This is a genomic window from Streptomyces sp. NPDC051582 (genome assembly GCF_040681715.1).
Taxonomy (GTDB): Bacteria; Actinomycetota; Actinomycetes; order Streptomycetales; family Streptomycetaceae; genus Streptomyces.
On the sequence record NZ_JBFAZJ010000010.1, the window covers coordinates 109,746 to 134,169 of the forward strand.

Annotated in this window: 18 protein-coding genes; 6 read left to right on the forward strand and 12 right to left on the reverse strand. The window is 71.1% G+C overall.

Going from position 1 to position 24,424, the window contains the following annotated elements; genetic code table 11:
* Positions 1 to 16: 16 nt before the first annotated feature.
* From AB0M92_RS15675 to AB0M92_RS15695, 5 genes are all read left to right on the forward strand, one after another.
* Positions 17 to 1,132, forward strand: coding sequence for a sugar ABC transporter substrate-binding protein (locus AB0M92_RS15675; RefSeq protein ID WP_366102676.1), 1,116 nt, complete (start codon positions 17 to 19; stop codon positions 1,130 to 1,132).
* Between the two features lie 228 nt (positions 1,133 to 1,360).
* The gene (locus tag AB0M92_RS15680; protein WP_366102677.1) at positions 1,361 to 2,149 is read left to right on the forward strand and encodes an ATP-binding cassette domain-containing protein; all 789 of its coding nucleotides are present in this window, start codon (positions 1,361 to 1,363) and stop codon (positions 2,147 to 2,149) included.
* 29 nt (positions 2,150 to 2,178) lie between these two features.
* Complete coding sequence (locus AB0M92_RS15685) at positions 2,179 to 3,438, forward strand: sugar ABC transporter permease (protein WP_366102764.1); 1,260 nt, start codon at positions 2,179 to 2,181, stop codon at positions 3,436 to 3,438.
* A 240-nt stretch (positions 3,439 to 3,678) separates the two neighbouring features.
* Complete coding sequence (gene dxs / locus AB0M92_RS15690) at positions 3,679 to 5,595, forward strand: 1-deoxy-D-xylulose-5-phosphate synthase (RefSeq protein ID WP_366102678.1); 1,917 nt, start codon at positions 3,679 to 3,681, stop codon at positions 5,593 to 5,595.
* Between the two features lie 120 nt (positions 5,596 to 5,715).
* On the forward strand, positions 5,716 to 7,212 hold the full coding sequence (locus AB0M92_RS15695; protein WP_366102679.1) for an amino acid permease: 1,497 nt from the start codon (positions 5,716 to 5,718) through the stop codon (positions 7,210 to 7,212).
* A gap of 89 nt (positions 7,213 to 7,301) precedes the next feature.
* Here AB0M92_RS15695 and AB0M92_RS15700 read toward each other — a convergent pair whose 3' ends face one another.
* Complete coding sequence (locus AB0M92_RS15700) at positions 7,302 to 8,366, reverse strand: LCP family protein (RefSeq protein WP_366102680.1); 1,065 nt, start codon at positions 8,364 to 8,366, stop codon at positions 7,302 to 7,304.
* A 125-nt stretch (positions 8,367 to 8,491) separates the two neighbouring features.
* Between AB0M92_RS15700 and AB0M92_RS15705 the strand changes: the two genes are divergently transcribed.
* On the forward strand, positions 8,492 to 9,673 hold the full coding sequence (locus AB0M92_RS15705) for a hypothetical protein (RefSeq protein WP_366102681.1): 1,182 nt from the start codon (positions 8,492 to 8,494) through the stop codon (positions 9,671 to 9,673).
* Between the two features lie 54 nt (positions 9,674 to 9,727).
* On the opposite strand, the gene AB0M92_RS15710 is transcribed toward AB0M92_RS15705, so the two are convergent.
* The 11 genes from AB0M92_RS15710 to AB0M92_RS15760 all read right to left on the reverse strand — a co-directional run bounded on the left by AB0M92_RS15710 (position 9,728) and on the right by AB0M92_RS15760 (position 24,358).
* The gene (locus AB0M92_RS15710; RefSeq protein ID WP_366102682.1) at positions 9,728 to 11,329 is read right to left on the reverse strand and encodes a glycosyltransferase family 2 protein; all 1,602 of its coding nucleotides are present in this window, start codon (positions 11,327 to 11,329) and stop codon (positions 9,728 to 9,730) included.
* A gap of 16 nt (positions 11,330 to 11,345) precedes the next feature.
* The gene (locus AB0M92_RS15715; protein ID WP_366102683.1) at positions 11,346 to 12,146 is read right to left on the reverse strand and encodes an Ig-like domain-containing protein; all 801 of its coding nucleotides are present in this window, start codon (positions 12,144 to 12,146) and stop codon (positions 11,346 to 11,348) included.
* The gene (locus AB0M92_RS15720; RefSeq protein WP_366102684.1) at positions 12,143 to 12,970 is read right to left on the reverse strand and encodes a rhamnogalacturonan acetylesterase; all 828 of its coding nucleotides are present in this window, start codon (positions 12,968 to 12,970) and stop codon (positions 12,143 to 12,145) included. Before AB0M92_RS15720 ends, AB0M92_RS15715 begins: the two co-directional genes overlap by 4 nt.
* A 2-nt stretch (positions 12,971 to 12,972) precedes the next feature.
* Entirely contained in the window at positions 12,973 to 14,478 is a 1,506-nt protein-coding gene (locus AB0M92_RS15725) for a bifunctional cytidylyltransferase/SDR family oxidoreductase (protein ID WP_366102685.1), read from the reverse strand.
* Positions 14,479 to 14,575: 97 nt separating this feature from the next.
* Entirely contained in the window at positions 14,576 to 16,570 is a 1,995-nt protein-coding gene (locus AB0M92_RS15730) for a hypothetical protein (protein ID WP_366102686.1), read from the reverse strand.
* A gap of 109 nt (positions 16,571 to 16,679) precedes the next feature.
* Positions 16,680 to 17,747 (reverse strand): signaling protein, encoded by a 1,068-nt coding sequence (locus AB0M92_RS15735; RefSeq protein ID WP_366102687.1) that lies wholly within the window; start codon positions 17,745 to 17,747, stop codon positions 16,680 to 16,682.
* 124 nt (positions 17,748 to 17,871) lie between these two features.
* Positions 17,872 to 20,010: a 3-hydroxyacyl-CoA dehydrogenase NAD-binding domain-containing protein gene (locus AB0M92_RS15740; RefSeq protein ID WP_366102688.1), complete on the reverse strand. Its 2,139-nt coding sequence runs from the start codon at positions 20,008 to 20,010 to the stop codon at positions 17,872 to 17,874.
* On the reverse strand, positions 20,007 to 21,233 hold the full coding sequence (locus AB0M92_RS15745) for an acetyl-CoA C-acyltransferase (RefSeq protein WP_366102689.1): 1,227 nt from the start codon (positions 21,231 to 21,233) through the stop codon (positions 20,007 to 20,009). Before AB0M92_RS15745 ends, AB0M92_RS15740 begins: the two co-directional genes overlap by 4 nt.
* 133 nt (positions 21,234 to 21,366) lie before the next feature.
* Positions 21,367 to 22,131, reverse strand: coding sequence for a ferritin-like domain-containing protein (locus AB0M92_RS15750; protein ID WP_366102690.1), 765 nt, complete (start codon positions 22,129 to 22,131; stop codon positions 21,367 to 21,369).
* A 118-nt stretch (positions 22,132 to 22,249) separates the two neighbouring features.
* On the reverse strand, positions 22,250 to 23,521 hold the full coding sequence (locus AB0M92_RS15755; RefSeq protein WP_366102691.1) for a ribonuclease D: 1,272 nt from the start codon (positions 23,519 to 23,521) through the stop codon (positions 22,250 to 22,252).
* 174 nt (positions 23,522 to 23,695) lie between these two features.
* On the reverse strand, positions 23,696 to 24,358 hold the full coding sequence (locus tag AB0M92_RS15760) for a response regulator transcription factor (RefSeq protein WP_007267191.1): 663 nt from the start codon (positions 24,356 to 24,358) through the stop codon (positions 23,696 to 23,698).
* Between the last annotated feature and the right edge of the window lie 66 nt (positions 24,359 to 24,424).

Here is a 24,424-nt window from a genome sequence, read left to right on the forward strand (position 1 = left end):
CAGGGAGGTTCAAGAAATGAACACGCGTATGCGCAGAGCCGCCGTTGCCGTAGCCGCCACCGCCATGGCCGCTTCCCTTGCCGCCTGTGGCAGCGCCAAGGAGGCCGGCGAGAAGCCGAAGGAGTCCGGCTCCGCCGCCGCGGGTGGCGCGATCAAGATCGGTCTGCTCCTGCCGGAGAACCAGACCGCGCGTTACGAGAAGTTCGACAAGCCGCTCTTCGAGAAGAAGGTCGCCGAACTCACCGGCGGCAAGGCCGAGGTGGTCTACGCCAACGCCAAGCAGGACGCGACCACGCAGAACTCCCAGGTCGACACGATGATCACCAACAAGGTGAACGTCCTCGTCGTCGACGCGGTGGACTCCAAGGCCATCGCCGGCTCGGTCAAGAAGGCCAAGGAGGCGGGCATCCCCGTCGTGGCCTACGACCGCCTCGCCGAGGGTCCGATCGACGCCTACACCTCCTTCGACAACGAAGAGGTCGGCAAGGTCCAGGGCAAGGCCCTGCTGGAGGCGCTGGGCGACAAGGCCGGATCCGGCCAGATCGTCATGATGAACGGTTCGGTCACCGACCCGAACGCGGCGCTCTTCAAGAAGGGTGCGCACTCCGTCCTCGATGGCAAGGTGACCATCGGCAAGGAGTACGACACCAAGGAGTGGAAGCCGGAGAACGCCAACACCAACATGGCGGGTGCGATCTCCGCGCTGGGCAAGGACAAGATCGTCGGCGTCTACTCCGCCAACGACGGCATGGCCGGCGGCATCATCACCGCCCTCAAGGCGGCCGGCATGGAGCCGCTGCCCCCGGTCACCGGCCAGGACGCGGAACTCGCCGGCGTGCAGCGCATCGTCGCGGGCGAGCAGTTCATGAGCGTCTACAAGCCGTACGCCCCCGAGGCCGAGGCCGCGGCGAAGATGGCCGTCGCGCTCGCCAAGGGCGAGAAGCTGGAGGGCGTCACCACCTCCACGGTCGACAGCCCCAGCACCAAGGGCATCCCCTCGGTCCTGGTCCCCGTCGTCTCGCTGACGAAGAACAACATCAAGGACACTGTCATCAAGGACGGTGTCTACACGGCCGACGAGATCTGCACCGACAAGTACGCGGCCGCCTGCACCACCCTCGGCCTGAAGTAGGCCCCCCGGGCCTCACCCAGGCCCGCCAGGCCTCCCACGAGGCCCGTCGTCCCGCCGGTCGGAGGTCCGCCCCCGCGGCCTCCGGTCCACCGGGACCCCCGCGCCTGCCCGGCGCCCCGCCCCTTCCTTCCCCGCCACCCGCGGGGTGCCGGGCAGAAACGATCCCCCCAGCCCACCCCGCTCCTGCACTTACTGCACGACATCCCCGCCGGTCAGGCGGCGAAGGAGATGGTTCATGTGTCCGCTGCGCCCGTGCTGGCGTTGCGAGGGGTCTCGAAGCGATTCGGTGCCGTCCAGGCGCTCACCGACGTAGAAATCGAGATCCACTCCGGCGAGGTGGTCGCCCTGGTCGGCGACAACGGCGCCGGCAAGTCCACGCTCGTCAAGACGATCGCCGGCGTCCACCCCATCGATGACGGAGTCATCGAGTGGGACGGCAAGCCGGTCTCGATCAGCAAGCCCCACGACGCCCAGAACCTGGGCATCGCCACGGTCTACCAGGACCTCGCGCTGTGCGACAACATCGATGTCGTCGGCAACCTGTTCCTGGGCCGCGAGCTCAAGCGCCGCGGTGTCCTGGACGAGGTGGAGATGGAGCGCCGCGCCCGCGAGCTCCTGACCACCCTGTCCATCCGGATCCCCAGTGTCCGCATCCCCATCGCCTCGCTCTCCGGCGGCCAGCGCCAGACCGTGGCGATCGCCCGCTCGATGCTCGGCGAGCCCAAGCTCGTCATCCTCGACGAACCCACGGCGGCCCTCGGCGTCGAGCAGACCGCACAGGTCCTCGACCTGGTGGAGCGGCTGCGCGAGCGCGGCCACGCCGTCATCCTCATCAGCCACAACATGGCCGATGTGAAGGCCGTCGCCGACAAGGTGGCGGTCCTGCGGCTGGGCCGCAACAACGGCGTCTTCAACGTCAAGGACACGTCGCAGGAAGAGATCATCTCCGCCATCACGGGTGCCACGGACAATGCCGTGACCCGCCGCGCGGCCCGCACCGGGGAGGCCGGCAAGTGAGCACCGAACACCACACCTCGGCGGAAGACGTGGCCAAGCTGGCCAACCCCGCCGCTCCGGCGGACGCCATCCCCGCGGTGGACCCGCGCCTGCTCGTGCGCGAGCAGGGCCTGTCCGGCTACCTGAGCGAGTTCGGCCGCAAGATGAAGGCCGGCGACCTGGGCTCCGTCCCGGTCGTCATCGGTCTGATCGTCATCTGCGGCATCTTCCAGGGGCTGAACGCGAACTTCCTGTCCCCGGAGAACCTGACCAACATCGCGATCACGATGGTCGCCACCGGCATGATGGCCGTGGGCATCATCTTCGTGCTCCTGCTCGGCGAGATCGACCTCTCGGTCGGCTCCGTCAGCGGTGTCTCGGGCGCCCTCTTCGCGGTCATGGCCGTCACCCACGGGGTCAACCAGTGGGTGGCGATCCTGGCGGCGGTCGCCGCCGGCGCCCTGATCGGCGCAATCCACGGCTTCTTCTTCGCCAGGATCGGCGCACCGGCCTTCGCGGTCACCCTGTCGGGCCTGCTCTTCTGGTCCGGCGCCATGCTGCAGATCCTCGGCAGCAACGGCACGATCAACATCGACCCCGACGGTCCGGTGGGCCAGCTCACCACGTACTTCTTCACGGACGTGGCGGCCGGCTACGGCCTCGCCGCGATCGCGGTGATCGGGTACTTCCTGGCCAGCTTCTTCGACAACCGGCGCCGTGAGGCGGCGGGGGTCCCGTCCCGCCCGGTGAGCGAGATCGCCCTGCGCACGGGCCTGCTGGCCGTGTTCACGTTCGGTCCCGCCGCGGTGTTCAACCAGTACAAGGGCCTCCCGCTCGCGGTGGTGCTCTTCGTGCTGGTGCTGGTCGGCACGGACTTCGTCCTGCGCCGCACCTCGTTCGGCCGCAGCATCTTCGCGCTCGGCGGCAGCGTCGAGGCCTCCCGGCGCGCGGGCATCAACGTCACCGGGATCCGCATCACGGTCTTCGCCATCGCGGGCACCTTCGCCGCCATCGGCGGTCTCTTCTGGGCGTCCAAGATCGCGGCGGCCAACCAGAGCGCCGGCGCCGGCGACCTGCTGATGAACGTGATCGCGGCGGCCGTGATCGGCGGCACCAGCCTCTTCGGCGGCCGGGGCCGGACCTGGAACGCCCTCCTCGGCGTCATGGTCATCACCTCGATCCAGTACGGTCTGGCTCTCGAAGGCATCGCCACCCCGATCCAGTACATGATCACCGGTGCGGTGCTGCTGGCCACCGTGGTGATCGACTCGGTCACCCGCAAGACCCAGAAGACGGCCGGACGCGCCTGACACCGCGCTCGTGCGGTAAGAACGGTCACAGTGCCCGGTGCCACTTCGTGTGGCACCGGGCACCCGTGCGTACAAATGTGCGTACAACTGTGCGGGTATACGCCCGTTTGGAATGTGTGACCGCGCGGTGCCGTGTACATGTATGACAAAGGTGTGACCCGCCAGGGACCGCCCGATGACCGCCGCCGCGAGCGGAACATTAGACTCGACAGACCAGCAAGCAACTGCAAGGAGGCACGGGTGCTGCTGACCCGCATCAAGGGACCGCGCGATCTGGACCGGCTCAGCCTGGAGGAGCTCGACCAGCTCGCCGCCGAGATCAGGTCCTTCCTCGTCGACGCCGTCTCCAAGACCGGCGGGCACCTCGGCCCCAACCTCGGGGTGGTCGAACTGACGATCGCCCTGCACCGGGTCTTCGACTCGCCCAAGGACAAGGTCCTCTTCGACACCGGCCACCAGGCCTACGTCCACAAGCTGCTCACGGGCCGCCAGGACTTCGGCGGACTGCGCACCAAGGGCGGCCTGTCCGGCTACCCCTCGCGCGCCGAGTCCGACCACGACGTCATCGAGAACTCGCACGCCTCCACCGTCCTGGGCTGGGCCGACGGCCTGGCCAAGGCCAACGAGGTGCTCGGCCGCGAGGACCACCACGTCGCCGCCGTCATCGGCGACGGCGCGCTGACCGGCGGCATGGCCTGGGAGGCGCTGAACAACATCGCCGCCGCCAAGGACCGCCCGCTCGTCATCGTCGTCAACGACAACGAGCGCTCGTACGGCCCCACCATCGGCGGCCTCGCGAACCACCTGGCCACCCTGCGCACCACGGACGGCTACGAGCGCTTCCTGGCCCGCGGCAAGGAGCTCCTGGAGCGCACCCCGGTCGTCGGGAAGCCGCTCTTCGAGACCCTGCACGGCGCCAAGAAGGGCCTCAAGGACTTCATCGCCCCGCAGGGCATGTTCGAGGACCTGGGCCTGAAGTACATCGGCCCCATCGACGGCCACGACGTCGAGGCCCTGGAGTCCGCCCTGCAGCGCGCGAAGCGCTTCAGCGGCCCGGTCATCGTGCACTGCCTCACCCAGAAGGGCCGCGGCTACACCCCGGCCCTGGAGCACGAGGCGGACCGCTTCCACGCGGTCGGCGTGATCCACCCGGACACCGGCCTGCCGGTGAAGACCGCCGCGGCCAGCTGGACCTCGGTCTTCGCCGACGAGATGGTCAAGCTCGGCCACGAGCGCGAGGACATCGTCGGCATCACCGCCGCCATGCTCCACCCGGTCGGCCTCAACAAGTTCGCCGAGGCCTTCCCGAACCGGATCTACGACGTGGGCATCGCCGAGCAGCACGGCGCCACCTCGGCGGCGGGCCTCGCCACCGGCGGCGCCCACCCGGTCTTCGCGGTGTACGCGACCTTCCTCAACCGCGCCTTCGACCAGGTCCTGATGGACGTGGCCCTGCACAAGTGCGGGGTCACCTTCGTCCTGGACCGCGCCGGTGTCACCGGCGACGACGGCGCCTCCCACAACGGCATGTGGGACATGTCCATCCTCCAGGTCGTCCCCGGCCTGCGCCTGGCCGCCCCGCGCGACGCCGAGCAGCTGCGCGCCCAGCTCCGCGAGGCCGTCGCGGTCAAGGACGCCCCGACCGTCGTGCGCTACTCCAAGGGCGTCGTGGGCCCGGCCGTACCGGCCGTCGGCCGGATCGGCGGCATGGACGTACTGCGCGCCCCGGGCGCCGAGGTCACCCGTCCGGACGTACTCCTCGTCTCGGTCGGTGCACTGGCCCCGATGTGCCTGGAAATCGCCGATCTGCTCGACAAGCAGGGCATCTCCACGACCGTCGTCGACCCGCGCTGGGTCAAGCCCGTGGACGAGGCCCTGGCCCCGCTCGCGGAGCGGCACCGCGTGGTGGTCACCGTCGAGGACAACGGCCGTACCGGCGGCGTGGGCTCCGCCGTCGCGCAGGCGCTGCGCGACGCGGGGGTCGACGTGCCGCTGCGCGACTTCGGGATCCCGCAGCGCTTCCTGGACCACGCCCTGCGCAAGGAGATCATGGCCGAGATCGGCCTGACCGCGCCGGACATCGCCCGGCAGGTCACGGGCCTGGTCGCCAAGCTGGACGGGCGCTACGAGAGCGAGCCGGCCACCGCAGTCGACTGACTCCGGCCGTAACCGGTCACGACCGATCGCGCGGTTGCACGTCACGGGCCGGGAGATCACCCTTGAGGGGTGGGCCTCCCGGCCCGTTCGCGTACGTCGTCGCCCGTCGGAGGTGCGTCGGTGAGCAAGGACCTGAACAGCGTCTTCCGCACCAAGACGGTGGAGCAGTCCATCCGTGACACGGAGGAGCCGGAACACGCACTCCGCAAGTCGCTCTCCGCCTGGGACCTGACGGTCTTCGGTGTGGGCGTCATCATCGGCACCGGCATCTTCGTGCTCACGGGCATCGCGGCCCGGAACAATGCCGGACCCGCCACTGCCCTGGCCTTCGTGGCGGCGGGCATCGTCTGCGCCCTCGCGGCGCTCTGCTACGCCGAGTTCGCGTCCACCGTGCCGGTGGCCGGATCGGCGTACACCTTCTCGTACGCCTCGATCGGCGAGCTGCCCGCCTGGATCATCGGCTGGGACCTGGTGCTCGAATTCGCGCTGGGCACAGCGGTCGTGGCGGTCGGCTGGTCCGGGTACGTGCGCCACCTCATGCACACCAACCTCGGCTGGGACCTGCCCAAGGCGCTGGAGGGGCCGGACGCGGGAGGAAGCTTCGACCTGCTGGCCTTCCTGCTGATCCTGGTGCTGACCGTGATCCTGGTCGTCGGGACGAAGCTCTCGGCGCGGATCACGGCGATCGTGGTCGCGATCAAGGTCGCCGTGGTGCTGCTCGTCATCATCGCGGGCCTGTTCTTCATCAAGGGCGACAACTACTCGCCCTTCATCCCGCCGGCCCAGCCACAGGAGGCGGGCAACGGTCTGCACGCGCCGCTGGTCCAGTTGATGTTCGGTTACGCGCCCACCAACTTCGGCGTCATGGGCATCTTCACGGCGGCCTCCCTCATCTTCTTCGCCTTCATCGGCTTCGACGTCGTGGCCACCGCGGCGGAGGAGACGCGGAACCCCCAGCGGGACATGCCGCGCGGCATCCTCGGCTCGCTCGTGATCTGCACCTTCCTCTACGTCGCCGTGACGCTGGTGGTCACCGGCATGCAGAAGTACTCGGAGATGTCGCCGACCGCGCCACTGGCCGAAGCCTTCAAATCGGTGAACCAGCCCTTCTTCTCCGGCGCCATCAGTCTCGGTGCGGCCGTCGGTCTGATCACCGTGAGCATGATCCTGCTGCTCGGCCAGACCCGCGTGTTCTTCGCGATGAGCCGTGACGGACTGCTGCCGCGCGTCTTCTCGGTCACCCACCCCAAGTACCGGACCCCCTACCGGGCGACCATCCTGCTCGGCGGGATCATCGCCGTCGTCGCGGGCTTCACCAGCCTGGAGAAGCTCGCGGAGCTGGTGAACATCGGCACGCTGTTCGCCTTCGTGCTCGTCGCCCTCGGCGTGATCATCCTGCGCCGGACCCGCCCCGACCTGCACCGGGCGTTCCGTACCCCGTGGGTGCCGGTGATCCCGATCCTGTCGATCGCGGCCTCGCTCTGGCTGATGCTCAACCTGCCGGCCGAGACCTGGATCCGGTTCGGCATCTGGATGGTCATCGGCTTCGTCGTGTACTTCCTGTACGGCCGGCAGCACAGCCGCCTCGGCAAGTCCGGCCAGGAAGCGGAGTTCTAGGCCCGCGCCCGAGGGGCCGACGCACGAAGAAGCGGGCCGTACGGGAACAGTTCCCGTACGGCCCGCTTCCGTGTGGCCGTGCCGCGGTCTCAGCCCTTGGCGGGGGAGTTCTTGGCGTCGGCCGGGATCTTCTGGTCGGTGCGCAGGGCCTCCCAGAGCTTGCCCGCCTGCGGTTCGGCGACGACCACGCGGTTCGGGTCCACCTTGTCGTAGGCGACCGGGAGCATGATCGTCTCCATGGTGTCCGGGTCCACGCCCTTCATGCTCTGGGCGAAGTCGGCCAGGGAGGTGAGGGAGGCCAGGTCGGAGTCGGTCGTCAGCGACTTCGTACCGGCGTCGGCCAGCTTGTAGAGCCGGGCCGGGTTGCCGAGGGCGTCCTGCTTCTTGATCTCCGACAGCATCGCCATCATGAACTGCTGCTGGAGGCCTATGCGCCCGAGGTCGCTGCCGTCCCCGTAGCCGTAGCGGGTACGGACGAACTTGAGCGAGTCGGTGCCGTTCAGCCGGTGCGTGCCGGCGTCCAGCTTGAGCCCGCCCTTCGCACCGCTCATCGGCTTGTCCAGGGTGACGGTGACCCCGCCGAGCGCGTCCACCAGGCCCTTGAACCCGGCGAAGTCGACCTCGACGAAGTGGTCCACGCGGATCCCGGACATCTGCTCGACGGTCTTGACCACGCAGGCCGGACCGGCCAGCGAGTAGACCGAGTTGAACATGACCCGGTTCGCCGGCTTGACCGTCTTGCCGTCGGCGTCCTTGCATTCGGGCCGGCTGATCAGGGTGTCGCGCGGGATGCTCACCGCGGTGGCCTTGGACCGGCCCTCGGGTATGTGCACCAGCATCGCGGTGTCCGAGCGGGCGCCGCTCACGTCGCCGTGGTCGAGGTCCCCGTTGGCGCCGGCGCGCGAGTCGGAGCCGAGCACGAGGACGTTCTGCGCGCCCGCGACGACCTTCTTCGGGCGGTTGTCGCCGAGGGCCTGGTCGAGGTCGACGCTGTCGATGTTGCCGTTGAGGTGGCTGTACGCCCACCAGCCGCCGCCGGCGGCGGCGAGGACGAGCAGGGCCACCGTCAGCAGCACGATCCGCAGGGCACGCTTGCCGCCGCGCCGCCGCCTGCGCCGGGAGGAAGGAGAGGTGGCAGAGGGCAGGTCGGTCATGGAGGCAGGGCCCTTCTATTATCGATGGGGTGCATCATAAGACACACTTTCGAGTGGCTGGTTCTCTCCGGTGAGGAACCGGGCCGCTTGAGCAGGACATTCTCGGCAGAAGGGTGAAGAGCGGCGTGGTCCGAGGCAAAAGCGGAGGCCGGGGTGCCACTTCCGCCCGCGCGACGCAGGACGCACCCCCCGGCGGACCAGGGCCCCGCCCGTTCGCGCCACCGGCCGGAAACTGGCTGTTCAAGGGTGGCGACGGCCGCCTGACGGCCTACGCCTGCACCCCGCACGGCCTGCTGCGCTGGACCGAGGCCGCGGCGCCCCGCACCGGCTGGACCGGCCCGGAGGTCTTCGAGGCCGCGGGCTGGACGGGCTCCGCCGCGATGGCGCAGAGCCGCGAGGGGTACGTCCACTTCGTCGCCGTACGGGCCGGCCGGGCCGGTTCGCAGGGCCCGGACGGCCCGGATGGCCCGGACGGTTCGGGGCGGCCGGAAATCGTCGTCGCCACCCAGTTCCAGTCGGGCCGCCCCCTGACCGACTGGCACAGCCTCGGCACCCCCGCCCTGCGCGGCGGCCCCGCCGGCGACCGGCTCACCGGCCCGCCGCGCATCGCCGTCAACCAGCGCTCCGGCTCCACGCACGTCCTCGTCTCGCTGCGCCGGGGCGGCGTCCTGCGCCGCAGCCGCAACGCCGAGGGCGCGTGGGGCGGTTGGAAGCAGGTGGCCCCGGAGCCGTACGAGGGCGACGTGGCCCCGCTCATGTCGGAGGGCGGGCCGCTCGAACTGCTCGCGCTCGGCCCGGCCGGCGCCGACCGCTGGGTGGGCGTCGGCCAGGGCCGCTTCCAGCTCGCCGACCGCATCCCCACGCCGGTCCTCCCCGGCACCCCGGTCCTGTGCGAGACGGGCCCGCGCCGGGTGACGTACTTCTGGCGCTACCCGGGCGACGGGTCGCTGGTCGCCTGGCGGGCCGGGCACCAGGGCGCGCCGGGCGGCCTGATGGGCCTCGGCGGGGCCGGCGGCAAGGGCGCGCCGGGCGTGGTCCGGTCCGTCATCGGCGGCTACGACTGCACGGTGCTGGCGCAGACCGGCGCCGAGGGCGACGTCGAACTCACCGCCTACGTCACCGAGAACGAGGGCTACGGCGCCTGGTGGGCCTCCCTCGGCGGGCACGGCGCGTACGCCCCCCAGGTCGCGGTCGACGCGGCGGGCCGCATCGTCGTGGCCGCCTTCGACGCGCGGGGCGCGCTGATCTGCACCCGCCAGGACACCACTCAGCAGGGGCTGGTGTTCGGGCCCTGGGAGGCCGCCTGAGGCCGTGCGCGTGGACCTGAGCATGGCCACGCGCACGGCCTCGGAGGCCGCGCCTCAGGCCTGCCGCGGCAGCGGCGTCCGCCGGGACACCTCGATGCTGAGACCGCCGGACTCCGTGTAGTACGGGGTGGCCGTCAGCTCCATGCCCTGCGCATCGGGCGCCGCCGCGATCCGCACCGGCATCCGGGCGGTGGTGTCCAAAGCGGCGGAGCGCTTCGGGCCGAGCCGGACCTCCTGCGTCACGCCCTCGAACCCGACCGCGAGGTGGAGGTCCCAGGTGCCGGGCGGGAGCGGCCAGCCACTGGACGTCTGTCCCAGGTTGACCCGGCAGGAGAACCGGCCCATCGCCCGGGGCCGGCCCTTGGCATTGGTCAGATCGTCGTCCCGGCGGGCCGTGACGGAGCAGCTCTCCTGCGCCCCGCTCGTCCGCTCGCGCAGGACGACACGGGTGGCGCGGTCCTTCGTCGACAGCTGCTCGAAGAAGGCGAAGCCCTCCAGCAGCAGCATCGGCCCGTCCCACTGGGCCTTCTCCAGCTGATGGGTGACCGTCATGTCGGCGGTGATGTCGAACAGCTCGTCCGGCAGGGCGACCTGCGGATCGCGGAAGAACGGCAGCGTCGTGAACACCCGGCCGTTCTCGACCGTCTTGCGCACCGCCGGCCGGTCCTTGTCCGCCTCGAAGGCCGCGATCCGCTGCGCCTCGGCGAAGCGGCCCTGCGCCAGCAGGGCGAACCGTACGGCCACCATGCGCGGCAGCAGCGCCAGCGCGCCCGGGGAGGCCTGGGCGCGCAGCACCTCGGCGGCCGCCCACAGCGCCTGGTCCCGCTCCGCCGGGTCCGCGGCGGAGAGCAGCGCGGCCGCGGTCGCCCTGCCGAGTTCGACCTCCAGGTGGCGCGACTGGAGCTTGTCGCGGCGCGGCCCCTCGGGCAGCTGCGAGGCGACCAGCGCCAGCATCCGCGAAGCCAGGGCCACCCGGTCCGGCAGCGTCGCCCGCTCCGCCGGTGAGGCGCCCTTGACCACACAGGTCGCCTCGCCGACGACCGCGACGTTGTCCGCGCCGACGAGGGCGCGGGCCGTGAAGGCCTGGTCGTCGCCGATCGGCATGTCGGTGGGGAAGGCCAGCCCGCGGCGCTGGAGCAGGCTGGTGCGGAACAGCTTGTCCGGGGTCAGCGACCAGTAGACGCGCGAGGCGTACAGGTCGGTGTAGGCCTGGCTCTTGCGGAACACCGCCGTCTCGGCCGCAGGCCGGCCCGGGCCCTCCGGCTTGCCCAGCACGACGTCGGCCTCGTACGCGTCGGCCGCCGTGACCATCCGCTCCAGCGCGTCGGGCGCCAGCCGGTCGGTGGCCTCCAGGAAGATGACGTACCGTCCGCGCACCTGGCTCAGCGCCCAGTTGCGGGCCCCGGCCCCGCTCAGCCCGGGCGAGACCTGTCCCGCGCGTACGAAGGCGGGGTACTGGTGGGCCACCCGCGCCAGCACGGACCCGCTCTCGTCCGTCGACCCGTCGTCGACGCCGATGAGCTCCAGCCGGTCCGTGCCGATGGTCTGTACGAGGACGGAGGCGAGGCAGGCGTCGAGCGCGGCGGCCTGGTTGCGGACCCGGACGGCGACCGTCACGTCCTTGACGCCGGTGGGCCCGACGACGGCGGTGTTCATGATGGGGGGATCCTCGTCAGTTCTGCGGAGCGGCGGGACGGGGCCAGGGCATCTCCCCGGTGAGTTCGGGCCATTGCCAAGGCCGCGGGGCGCTCTCCGCCGGATGCTGCGGGAAGGCGCCCGGGATGTGCTCCAAGGAGCCCACGAAGACGTTCACGTGCGAGCTCAGCTGGCCGGCCGAGGCGGTGCCCACCGTGTACTCGAACCGGTCGTAGCCCGTGAAACCGGAGGCGGGGGCGTAGGTGACCCAGCCGTCCGGCGAGAGCTGCGCGCTGCCGCCGCGCGGCTGCGTCACGGAGACGGCCGTGCTGCCCGCCGGGGCCGCCGAGAGCACGTTGACGGTGCCCGGTGCGCCCGGCGCGGTCACGAGCCGCAGGCCGCGCGGGGCGGACGGGCGCACCGGCACGGGTTCGGCGGCGAGCTTTCCGGTGCGCACCAGTTTGCGGCCCGAGGCGTCCGGGATCCCCACGACCATCCGGGGCCGGATGCTGCGCGCCGCGGCCGGGTCGCCGACGCGCAGGTGCAGCACCCCCGTCGTCTGCTCCCCGGCGTCCGCGCGGGCCCGGAACCAGCGCTGGCGGGGGAAGTACTCCAGCCCCTGTACGCCGACGATCTCGCCGACGGCGCTCAGCGGCTCCTCCGGCAGGTACGCGCAGCCGCGCGCGGCGCCCTGGTCGGGGGCGACGGACAGGCCGAACTGGACGGTCTCGCCCGGGGACACGCCCCGGCGCGGGTCGGCCGAGACGTACAGGGCCGCGTACACGGTGCCCAGCGACGGGGTGTCGCCGACGGCCTGTCCGCGGAGGAGGAGGTTCACGCGCTGGACTCCTTGCGTGCCGCGGGCTCGGACACCCGGGACTTCGTACGGTGCTCGAACGTCTCCTCGTCCAGCCAGCCCATCTCCTCGTAGGAGAACCGGCGGCGGTCGAGGTCGCGGACCCACGGACGGGGGACGGCGCCCTGCTCGGTGAGGGCGCCGGCGACGAACCGGGCGCACTCGATCGCGCCTTCCGCGCGCAGGTGCACGTTGTCCCCGTCCTGGACCTTCTCCAGCAGCGGCTCACCGGGCCGCAGATGGGTGAAGACGAGCTTGGACGGCTCCGGCCCGAGCTCCTCCCACCACCGCAGGCTCTGGCCGTAGAGGTCGACGACGGGCACGTGCTCGTCCTCGGCCAGCTGCCGGGCCGCGAGCGGATAGTCGCCGAGGAAGCGGGCGACGTTGCCGTGCGCGTCCACGCGGCGCCGCTCGTACGGCAGCACGATCACCGGGTGGGCCCCGCGCTCGCGGGCGCCGTGCACGTACGCGGCCATGTGCTCCTGGAACGTGGAGAACGGCTTGGTGTGCAGGCCGGGGTCGGTCTTCCAGTCGATCTGGCCGAAGCCGAACAGCAGGCGGTCGTCCGGCTCCAGGTTGTCGAGGATCCACTGGAGCCGGCCGCGCTCGCGGAAGCTCTTCGAGCTCGCGCGGGCGCGGGCACAGTTGACCACCTCGACCGCGTCGGTGAGGAAAAGGGGCAGGGCCTGGGCCCAGCCCGCCATCGGCAGGTAGCTGTGCGGTCGGGTGACCGCCACGGAGTCGCCGGCCACGAAGATCCTCCGTGGCGCGGGCGGCCGCTCCTGCTGTCCGGGTGCGTACGTCACGCCTAGACCCCCTGGTCCTCCGTGGTCTGGATCAGTACGGACGCCAGCGCCGCCTCGAACCCGGAGCGCTGCGCCGGCGTCGTGGTCGGGTCCTGCTTGCGTACGTCGATGACGTGGCCGGTCATCTCGGAGAGCAGTACGTCCAGGGAGGTCAGGGCGACCGACTCGGACGTGAGCAGCGAGGCCGAGGGCTCCTGGCCGAAGGCCTTGGTGCGCATCGGGGTGGCCGTGCGCTCCGGGTTCACGCAGTTGACGCGGATGCCGTCCTCGGCCCACTCGTCGGCCAGCGCCTGGGTCAGGTTGACCATGGCGGCCTTGGTGGAGGAGTACAGGCTGTACTCGGCGCGGCCGCGGGTGTAGCTGCTGGAGGTGAAGAGCAGCAACTGGCCCCGGGTCTCGCTGAGGTACTTGAACGAGGTCCGGGCGATGTTGACCGGGGCGAGGTAGTTGACGTCGAGCGCCTCGCGGATCGTGGCGTTGTCGGTCTCGTCGAGGCGGCCGACGCGCAGCACGCCCGCGGTGTTGACGACGTAGTCGATGCGGCCGGTCTCGGCGTAGGCGAGGGCCAGGGCCTCCTCGACGTGGTCGAGGTTCTCCACGTGCGTACCGGTGGTGGAGCGGCCGAGCGCGAAGACGCGGGCGCCGAAGCCCTCGGCGATGCGCGAGATGTCGGCGCCGATGCCGTACGAGCCGCCGAAGACCACCATCGTCTTGCCGGCCAGCTGCTCGCGGTAGGCGGCCTCGCCGGCCTGGGCGGGCGCGGCGTGGGAGGCGAGCTGGAACAGCTTGTCGGCGATGAAGACGTCGACCGGCTGGGTGACCTTCATGTTGTAGTCGTCGCCGGTGACGATGTGGACCGGGACGTGGGGCAGGTACTTGACGACGACGGAGCAGTCGTCGGTGGCCTGGAAGAACGGGTCCGCGGCCGCCCGCTCGTAGGCGGCGCGGATCGTGGAGAGCCGGAATCCCTGCGGGGTCTGGCCGCGGCGCAGCCGGGAGCGGTCGGGGACCTCGGTGATGAACTCGCCGTCGTTGCCGTGGGTACGGGTCACGATGACGGTGTCGGAGGAGGGGATGGCGACGTCGACGGCCTGGTAGCGCTCCAGGGACTCCACGCATTCGCGCACCACGCGCTGCGAGAGCAGCGGACGGACCGCGTCGTGGAACAGGAGGTTGCAGTCCTCGCCCTCGCCGAGTCCGGCGGCCGCGGCCTCGATGGCGATCCGGGTGGTCTCGCTGCGGGTGGAGCCGCCGGCCATGACCCGGGTGACCTTGCCCAGCTTGGCCCGTTCGACGATGCGGCGGGCGTCCTCCACGTACGCGGGCGTCATCAGGAGGATCACCTCGTCGACGTCCGGCGCGTTCTCGAAGACGTGGAGCGTGTGCTCAAGGATCGGCTTTCCGGCGATCTTGAGCAGCTGCTTCGGTATTTCGAGCCCGATGCGCTGGCCGGTTCCACCAGCGAGGACGACGGCGACGGTGCGGTGGGGGACGGGCCTGGAGGACAAGGCTCCTTCTTCCTGAGTGAGGGGTGCGGCACGGCGGTGGTGCGGGGCGGCGGTCGGTTGACGGGCGGTGCGACTCGACTGCCCGGAGGAGGTCCGCCTACACGGGGTGGGGAACCTGCTCCGGGTATTCGATGGGGAAGTCGCGCAGCCCCCGCCGGTAGAGGTTGTTGGCGGCCGCGTCGAAGCGGACGATCGAGGGCGGGTACTCCTCGCCCAGGAGGTATTCCTTCAGCTGCTCGCGGTAGGGCGCCATGACGTCCTCGCGCGGGTTCAGCGTGGCCTCGATGGCCTCGGCCAGGCCGTTGCAGTCGCCGTCGAGCAGGTACGAGGCGTACGCCGTCCGCTGCTCGTTGCGGAACTGGTCGTCGGGCAGGCCGTCGAGGTTGAAGATGGCGTACGGCTTCAGGGTCGCGACGAAGTCGGAGACCACGCTGGACATGTCGCCGATGAGCAGGTCGGACTGGTTGAAGCAGTCGTACAGGGCCGGGATCCGCTCGGTCACCACGTGGTGCGCGGCCTCGGGCAGGGCGCTCCAGTACAGGGCCCCGGCCTGGTTGCGGCTGCGCCGGATGCGCGCGGTCCGCTCCTCCTCGGTGAGGTCCGGGTACTTGGAGCGGACGCCGCGCTCGGAGAGGTCGGCGATGCGCTGGTCGATCCGGGCGAGCTTCTTGGCGGCGGCCTTGGAGTCGGTGAGGTTGCGGCCGAAGCGCCGGGCGTTGTCCTCTTCGAGGAGGGCGATGACGCGGCGGTGCGCGGCGGCGGCCTCGGCGGAGCGCGAACCGGTGAGCGGGTGCGGCTTGTAGATGATGCGGATGTCGCGCTCGTAGTCGAGCAGCGCCTTGATCAGCTTCTCGCCGGCCGGGATGACCGAGGTGTAGCAGGCGTCGTCGGTCCAGCCCTCCCAGGTGGGGGCGTAGATGACGGTGGGGACGGGGGCGGCGACCTTGCCGGTCCAGCGGTGCAGGGGCATCAGCTGGGGGCGGCCGACCTCGACGATCTGGTGGTGCGACACGGCGTGCTTGATGCGCTCGTAGCGGTCGCGGCCGGCCCGGCCCGCCACCCAGATCTCGTCGAAGACCTTGCTGACCCGGTTGCTGCTCGCCAGCTTGTCGCTGTCGCCGTGGCCGATGAAGACGTGCTTGACCTCGGCGCGCTGGAGCATGTGCACGTTCTTGCCCGCGTTGCCGGGGTAGAGGGCGACCCGCAGCTCGTTCATTTCGATGCGGGCGAGGTTGTCCGCCTTCGGAATGCAGATGACGGGGACCGAGGTCGCGTCCAGGTAGCGCAGGGTGGCCCGCTCGCGCAGCACGATGATGGGCCGCAGCTCCAGCGACTCCAGTGACTCCAGCCACATGTTCACCTGGTACATGAAGTCTTTGGAGACCGCGGCGAACGTGAAGTAGAGGGCGACCTGGGGTCGATATTCGGCCAGCTGGTGGTTGAGCTCCTCGATGGCCTCGTCGGTGGTGGGCAGCTTGAGCGCGTTGCGCGCGTCGGGCACCAGCACCAGCAGCGAGAAGTAGGCGAGGAAGACGGTGGTGATCATGCCGTACGTGACGAAGCGCCAGTCGTCCGTGGCGATGGTGGCGAGGGCTCCGGCCACCAGCGGGATGTCCAGGTGCAGCGTCTTGCGGACGTGCTTGTTCATCAGGAAGGGGTGCGGCATGCGGCGGATGCCGAGCGCCTCCAGGTCCAGCCCGCGCGTGGTGAACGGCAGTTCGTTGCGCATCTTGCGGACGTGCTTGAGGAGCGCGCCGTACGCGAGCTGCAGGATGAACAGCAGGAGCAGGCCGATGGTGGTCATCTGCGACACGAACGACTCGATGTCGGCGATGGCCCCGCACAGGCCCAGCAGCAGGAACTGCCGGATGAGGAAGCGCATCGTGAGGCCGAAGCGCGAGTCGCGCAGCTTCTCCAGCGTCGGCGACTCGGTGGTGTGGAGCATGAGGTCGGCCACGTAGCTGAGTGCTGCGCAGCCGGCGAACAGGGGGAGGGAGACGAACGCGACGGCGACCAGCATGCCGACGAAGCTGAGGATGAGCCCAGAAGTGATCAGAACGCCGAGCACAGCGCGCAGCCGCTTGGAGCCCATGGTGCGGTTCCTCCCCCATGGAGGTATAAGGATCCTGTGAAGTGTCGCAGTAGTATAAGCAGCAATATGGATGGCCCTAGAACGCAGGGTTAACCGAAGGCCAATGCGCTCAGGCCGTGAAGCGATACAACGCCAGCTCACGGCGGTCCTGCGTCTTCACGGAAAAACCCACGCACAATGCCGGCCGGCCGCCGGCCATGGCGACCGCGATTCCCTCCGGCTCCCGGTACACCAGATCCGGTGCCACGGTCACGTGATGACGCCCCTGCGCCTTCCCCGTGCGTACGTCAATTGCGGAGACATAGGTATTTCCGCCGGACTTCCGCGGATTGTCCCCGTCCTTGCCGGTGTACGGGCCGCCGGTCAGCACGTAGACGTGGTCCCCGTACAGCGCGCAGCCCTGGAACCACTCCTCCTGCTTGACCTGTACCCCGGCTCTCAGGACCTGTGCGGCCTCGAAGCGCCCCGCGAGGAAGTCCGCCATCGCGTACACCGAGAACCGGTGCACCCCCTCCTCCTCGTGGCTCACCAGCACCCGCCCGCCGGGCAGGTCGAGCGCGGGGGAGACCTCGGTGGAGCCGGGCACCGGATCGAAATGGCGGACCGAGTCGTGCGAACTGTCGAGGACCGAACCGTCCTTGAACGGCACCCGGACCACGGTGCGCCCGTAGCCGCTCTCGGCGTCGGCGCGGCCCTCCACCCATATGTACGTACGCGGGCCCGTGGGCTCGACACCACAGGAAATGCCGTGGCCGAAGCCGCGCAGATACATATGCCCGAGCATTTTTCCCGAACTGCTGAGCCGGGTCACACACATATCGCCGGAGGTCTTCCGATCACCCGAGTCGACCGGCTCCTCCTCGTCGTCGAGACGGATACCGCCCTCGACGGTCTGCAGTACGTAGACCTGGCCGTTCGTATCGTCGAACGCGAAGGACTGCGGGCCCGTCGTATTGAACAGCGGAGCCTGGGGGAGCAGTTGCGCACCGGTCCGCATGTCGAACGCGCCGGCCTTCGGGCCCGTCGCCTTCGGGATGTCGTCCAGCTGGGCGTCGGCCCCGTCCCCGGCCCCGGTGCCCAGCGCCCAGGACAGCCCGCCCGCCGTGAGGCCGGCGGCCACCGCGCCGCCCGCGAACAGCAGGTTCCGGCGGCTGAAATGTGTCGTGCCATCCGCCATGGGCCGTATTCTGCCAGCCCGGACCGGAGGGTTCCGCGCCGGGCCCCCGCACCGTCCCGCGCAACGGCGGACGCCCGCCCCCCGAGCGGGGGACGGGCGTCCGGGGCGTTCAGGCGTACGGGCCTCAGGCCGGGACGCTCGCCAGGCCCGGGGCGAGGAACTTCTTGCCGTTCACGCGCTCCGAGACGCCCTCGCGGTCCAGGTACGGCGTGATGCCGCCCAGGTGGAAGGGCCAGCCGGCGCCCGTGATGAGGCAGAGGTCGATGTCCTGGGCCTCGGCCACGACACCCTCCTCCAGCATCAGGCCGATCTCCTGCGCCACCGCGTCCAGGACGCGGTCGCGGACCTGCTCCTCGGTCAGGACGGAGTCGCCCTGGACCAGGAGCGCGGCGACCTCGGGGTCCAGCTCCGGCTTGAAGCCGTTCTCGGCGGAGTAGACGTAGAAGCCGCGCTTGCCGGCCTTGACGACCGCGGCGAGGTTCGGCGAGACGGTGAAGCGCTCCGGGAAGGCGCGGTTCAGGGTCTCGGAGACGTGCAGACCGATCGCCGGTCCCACGAGCTCCAGCAGCACCAGCGGGGACATCGGCAGGCCGAGCGGCTCGATGGCCTTCTCCGCCGTGACGACCGGGGTGCCCTCGTCGATGACGTTCTGGATCTCGCCCATGAAGCGGGTCAGGATGCGGTTCACGACGAACGCCGGGGCGTCCTTGGTGAGGACCGCGGTCTTCTTCAGCTTCTTGGCGACACCGAAGGCCGTGGCCAGCGAGGCGTCGTCGGTCTGCTCGCCGCGGACGATCTCCAGCAGCGGGAGGATCGCGACCGGGTTGAAGAAGTGGAAGCCGACCACGCGCTCCGGGTGCTGGAGCTTCGAGGCCATCTCCGACACCGACAGCGAGGAGGTGTTGGTGGCGAGGATCGCGTGCGCCGGGGCGACCGCTTCGACCTCCGCGAACACCTTCTGCTTGACGGACATCTCCTCGAACACGGCCTCGATGATGAAGTCCGCGTCCGCGAAGCCCTCGGCCTTGTCCAGGACACCCGTCACCAGGGCGGTCAGGCGGTTGGCCTTGTCCTGGTTGATGCGGCCCTTGCCGAGCAGCTTCTGGATCTCGGCGTGGACGTAGCCCACACCCTTGTCCACGCGCTCCTGGTCGATGTCGGTGAGGACCACCGGCACCTCCAGGCGGCGCAGGAAGAGCAGCGCCAGCTGCGAGGCCATCAGACCCGCGCCGACGACGCCGACCTTGGTGACCGGACGGGCCAGCGACTTGTCCGGGGCACCGGCCGGGCGCTTGGCGCGCTTCTGGACCAGGTTGAAGGCGTAGATGCCCGAGCGCAGCTCGCCGCCCATGATGAGGTCGGCCAGGGCCGTGTCCTCGGCGTCGAAGCCGGCCTGGAGGTCCCCGTCCTTGGCCGCGGCGATGATGTCCAGCGCGCGGTAGGCGGCCGGAGCGGCGCCGTGCACCTTGGAGTCGGCGATGAAGCGGCCCTTGGCCACGGCCGCGTCCCAGGCCTCGCCGCGGTCGATCTCCTCGCGGACGACCTCGGTGGTGCCGTTCAGGACGTTCGCGGTCCACAGGAGCGACTGCTCCAGGAAGTCCGCGCCCTCGAACAGCGCGTCGGCGATGCCCAGGTCGAAGACCTGCTTGCCGCGCAGCTGCTTGTTCTGGTTGAGCGAGTTCTCGATGATGACCGAGACCGCGCGCTCCGCGCCGATCAGGTTCGGCAGCAGGGCGCAGCCGCCCCAGCCGGGAACCAGGCCGAGGAAGACCTCGGGGAGCGAGAAGGCCGGGATGGCCTTCGAGACGGTGCGGTAGGTGCAGTGCAGACCGACCTCGACACCGCCGCCCATCGCCGCGCCGTTGTAGTACGCGAACGTGGGGACGGCCAGCGCCGCGAGGCGCTTGAACACGTCGTGGCCGCCCTTGCCGATGGCGAGCGCCTCGTCGTGGTTCTTCAGCAGCTCGACGCCCTTGAGGTCGGCGCCGACCGCGAAGATGAACGGCTTGCCGGTGATGCCCGCGCCGACGATGGAGCCCGCGAGGGCCTCCTGCTCGACCTGGTCGATCGCCGCGTTCAGGTTGGCGAGGGACTGCGGGCCGAAGGTGGTCGGCTTGGTGTGGTCGAAACCGTTGTCCAGCGTGACGAGCGCGAAGCGCCCGGCGCCGAACGGCAGGTCCAGGTGGCGCACGTGCGCGGACGTGACGACCTCGTCCGGGAACAGCTCGGCCGCGCCCTTCAGGAGCTCAGCGGTGGTGCTCACTTGGAGTCTCCCTCGGCGTTGAAGTTGGGGTTCTCCCAGATGACCGTGGCGCCCATGCCGAAGCCGACGCACATGGTGGTCAAGCCGTAGCGGACGTGCGGCTGCTCCTCGAACTGGCGGGCCAGCTGGGTCATCAGACGGACGCCGGAGGAGGCCAGCGGGTGGCCGAACGCGATCGCGCCGCCGTACTGGTTGACGCGGGCGTCGTCGTCGGCGATGCCGTAGTGCTCCAGGAACGCGAGGACCTGGACGGCGAACGCCTCGTTGATCTCGAACAGGCCTATGTCCTCGATGGACAGGCCGGCCTGGGCGAGGGCCTTCTCGGTGGCCGGGATCGGGCCGTAGCCCATGACCTCCGGCTCGACACCCGCGAAGGAGTACGCGACGAGGCGCATCTTGACCGGGAGGTTGTTCTCGCGGGCGAAGTCCTCGGAGGCGATGATCGCGGCGGTGGCACCGTCGTTGAGACCGGCGGCGTTGCCCGCGGTGACCCGGCCGTGCGTACGGAACGGGGTCTTCAGGCCGGCCAGGTTCTCCAGCGTGGTACCCGGGCGCATCGGCTCGTCGGTGGTGACGAGGCCCCAGCCGGTCTCGCCGGCGGCCTCGTTGGTGTTGCGCACCGAGATCGGGACCAGGTCCTGCTGGATCTTGCCGTCGGCGTACGCCTTGGCGGCCTTCTCCTGCGAGCGCACGGCGTACTCGTCGGCGCGGAGCTTGGTGATCGTCGGGTACCGGTCGTGCAGGTTCTCGGCGGTCATGCCCATGAAGAGGGCGGACTCGTCGACCAGCTTCTCGGAGACGAAGCGCGGGTTCGGGTCGACGCCCTCGCCCATGGGGTGGCGGCCCATGTGCTCGACACCGCCGGCGAGGGCGACGTCGTACGCACCGAAGGCCACGCCGCCCGCGACCGCGGTCACGGCGGTCAGCGCGCCGGCGCACATGCGGTCGATGGAGTAGCCCGGCACGGACTGCGGGAGGCCCGCGAGGATGCCGGCGGTACGGCCCAGCGTCAGGCCCTGGTCACCGATCTGCGTGGTCGCGGCGATGGCGACCTCGTCGATCTTCTTGGGGTCCAGGTCCGGGTTGCGGCGCAGCAGCTCCCGGATCGCCTTCACGACGAGGTCGTCGGCGCGGGTCCCGTTGTAGATGCCCTTCGGGCCCGCCTTGCCGAACGGGGTGCGGACGCCGTCGACGAAGACGACGTCCCTGACGGTACGAGGCACGTTGGCTCTCCTCCAGGTGCGGGTGTGCACTGCTGCGCGGGGGCGGTCGGCCGATGGCTGAGCGCCCGCTCACCCGGCCATGCTACTTGCCGGTAACCGGCGTGCACACCCCCTCCGGGAGGAGCGGCGAACGTCACACTCCGGCGGGGCCGGCGGGAGCGGGAGCGGGGGCGGTGGTGGCGGAGGCCGTGGCGGGTTCGGTGCACATGGCCCTGGCCAGGGGGGCCGAGGACCGGAGCACGTCCGCCGTGAAGCGGCCGCGCCGGACGCCGAGGTGGCGCAGGGCCGGGCCGTGGTCCACCGCCACGACCGCGCCCGCCCCCGCGAGCAGCCCCTGCCAGGCCAGCGTCGCCGCCCGGCGGGCCGGCGCCGGCAGGGGTGCCAGGGCCTCCCGCAGCCGCCGGCAGTGGAAGGGGACGTGGCGTTCCTCGTCCGCCAGGATCCGCCCCGCGACCTCCGCGACCAGCGGATCCGGGGCCCCGTCCCGCACCGCCCGGTAGTACCGCAGGGCCACGGCCTCCGCCACCATCAGGACGAGCAGCTCCACCCGCAGTCCCAGCAGCCGGCGCAGCCGTACGAACACCGCGTCGCTCCAGTGTCCGGCCAGGGTCCCGGCCCCGCCCGCCGCCAGGAGCAGCGCCAGCATCCGCGCGTGGTTCTGCTCCTCCGCCACGAAGAGCCGTACGGCCCGCGCGTACACCGGGTCCCCGGCCCGGTCCGCCTTGCCGATCAGGGCCGAGCCGTCCCCGTCCTCGCCCACCTGGAACCGCTGGAGGCTGCGCACGAGCGCCGGATCGAGGGCGGCCCCCCGCTCCCACCCCGGGTCCCCGATCGCCGCGCGGCGCTCCCGCTCGGCCTCGAAGTCCCCCACCCATGTTTCGTATCCGCTATTGAGCATGTTCAAAAGCTAGTCGTGTTTGAGCGCGTTCAAAAGATGTCGGGTGGCCCTGTTGCGGAACCGGGACGAAAAGAGCCCCCGGCCAACGGCCGGGGGCTCTGCGTGATGTGGTGCCGCGTCAGGCGGTCGCCGCCAGTGCGCGTACCAGCGCCGGCGTCACCTGCTCGATCTGCCACGGGCGCGCGCCGTGACCCGCGAGGGTCTGCGCCACCGCCTCCGGCTCCAGCCGCTGCGGCGGCTCCCAGCACAGCCGGCGGACCGTGTCCGGGGTGATCAGGTTCTCCTGGGGCAGGTTCAGCCCCTCCGCGAGCGCCGACACGGCGGTCCGCGCCGCCGCCAGCCGCGCCGCGGCCGCCGGGTCCTTGTCCGCCCAGGAGCGCGGCGGCGGCGGACCCGCCGGGGTCGCCCCCGGCTGCGGCAACTCGTTCTCGGACAGGGCCTTCGCCCGGTCGACGGCCGCCATCCACTGCTCCAGCTGGCGCCTGCCCATCCGCTGCCCGTACCCGGGCAGGGCCGACAGCGCGTGCACGTTCGCCGGCAGCGCGAGGGCGGCCTCGACGATCGCGGCGTCCCCCAGCACCTTGCCGGGCGACACGTCACGCCGCTGCGCGATCCGGTCCCGGGACTCCCACAGCTCCCGTACGACGGCCATCTGCCGGCGCCGGCGCACCTTGTGCATCCCGGACGTACGGCGCCACGGATCCTTGCGCGGCGGCGCGGGCGGGGCGGCGGCGATGGCGTCGAACTCCTGGCGGGCCCATTCCAGCTTGCCCTGCCGGTCCAGTTCCTTCTCCAGCGCGTCCCGAAGGTCCACCAGCAGCTCCACGTCGAGCGCGGCGTAGCGCAGCCAGGGCTCGGGGAGGGGGCGGGTGGACCAGTCGACGGCGGAGTGGCCCTTCTCCAGCGCGTAGCCGAGCACGCTCTCGACCATCGCGCCCAGTCCGACGCGGGGGAAGCCGGCGAGGCGGCCGGCCAGCTCGGTGTCGAACAGGGAGGTGGGCACCATGCCTATTTCGCGCAGGCACGGCAGGTCCTGGGTGGCGGCGTGCAGGATCCACTCGGTTCCGGACAGGGCCTCGCCCAGCGCGGACAGGTCGGGACAGCCGACCGGGTCGATCAGCGCGGATCCCGCGCCCTCGCGGCGCAACTGCACCAGGTAGGCGCGCTGGCCGTAGCGGTAGCCGGAGGCGCGCTCGGCGTCGACGGCCACGGGCCCGGTGCCCGCGGCGAAGGCCGCGACCACCCGGGCGAGGGCGTCCTCGTCGGCGACCACCGGAGGGATCCCCTCGCGGGGCTCCAGCAACGGAATCGGCGCCTTTTCGACGTCGTCCGGGGGGCCGCCCCCGGTGGTGGTGCGCAGGTCTGCTGCGGTCTCTTGGGCGTCGGTCACCGCTCAAGGGTATCCGTGGATACGGCGCACCCGTCGCCGGAACGTTCCGGCGACGGGTGCGGGGCGCGGGCGAGGGTGTTTCTCCGGGTTCGCCGGGAGTTCGCCCGGGAGCCGCCGGCCGGTGCGGGGCGCCGGCCCGGGTGAGCCGGCCCGGGCGTGCCGGCGGGCGGGTTGTCAGTGGATGATCCCGGTCCGCAGGGCGACGGCGACCATGCCGGCGCGGTCACCGGTGCCCAGCTTGCGGGCGATGCGGGCGAGGTGGGACTTGACGGTCAGGGCGGACAGGCCCATCGAGACGCCGATGGCCTTGTTGGACTGGCCCTCCGCGACGAGGCGCAGGACCTCGACCTCGCGGCCGGAGAGCTCGCGGTAGCCGCCCGGGTGGCTCGGGGCACCCGGGGGGCGGCGGTGCATACGGGCGGCGGCGGCACCGATGGGGGCGGCGCCGGGCCGGGTGGGGAGCCCGATGTTGGTCCGCGTGCCGGTGACGACGTAGCCCTTCACGCCGCCCGCGAGGGCGTTGCGCACGGCACCGATGTCGTCGGCGGCGGACAGGGCCAGGCCGTTCGGCCAGCCGGCGGCCCGCGTCTCGGAGAGCAGGGTGAGACCGGAACCGTCGGGCAGGTGTACGTCGGCCACGCAGATGTCGCGCGGGCTGCCGACGCGGGGGCGGGCCTCCGCGATGGACGACGCCTCGATGACGTCACGTACTCCGAGGGCCCACAGATGGCGGGTCACGGTGGAACGGACGCGCGGGTCGGCCACGACGACCATGGCCGTCGGCTTGTTCGGGCGGTAGGCGACCAGGCTTGCGGGCTGCTCGAGAAGAACGGACACCTAGGCCTCCTGGGGGAGTGGCGGGACGGCCGGCTCGGGGAAGGAAGCCGGTGCGAACCGTGCGGA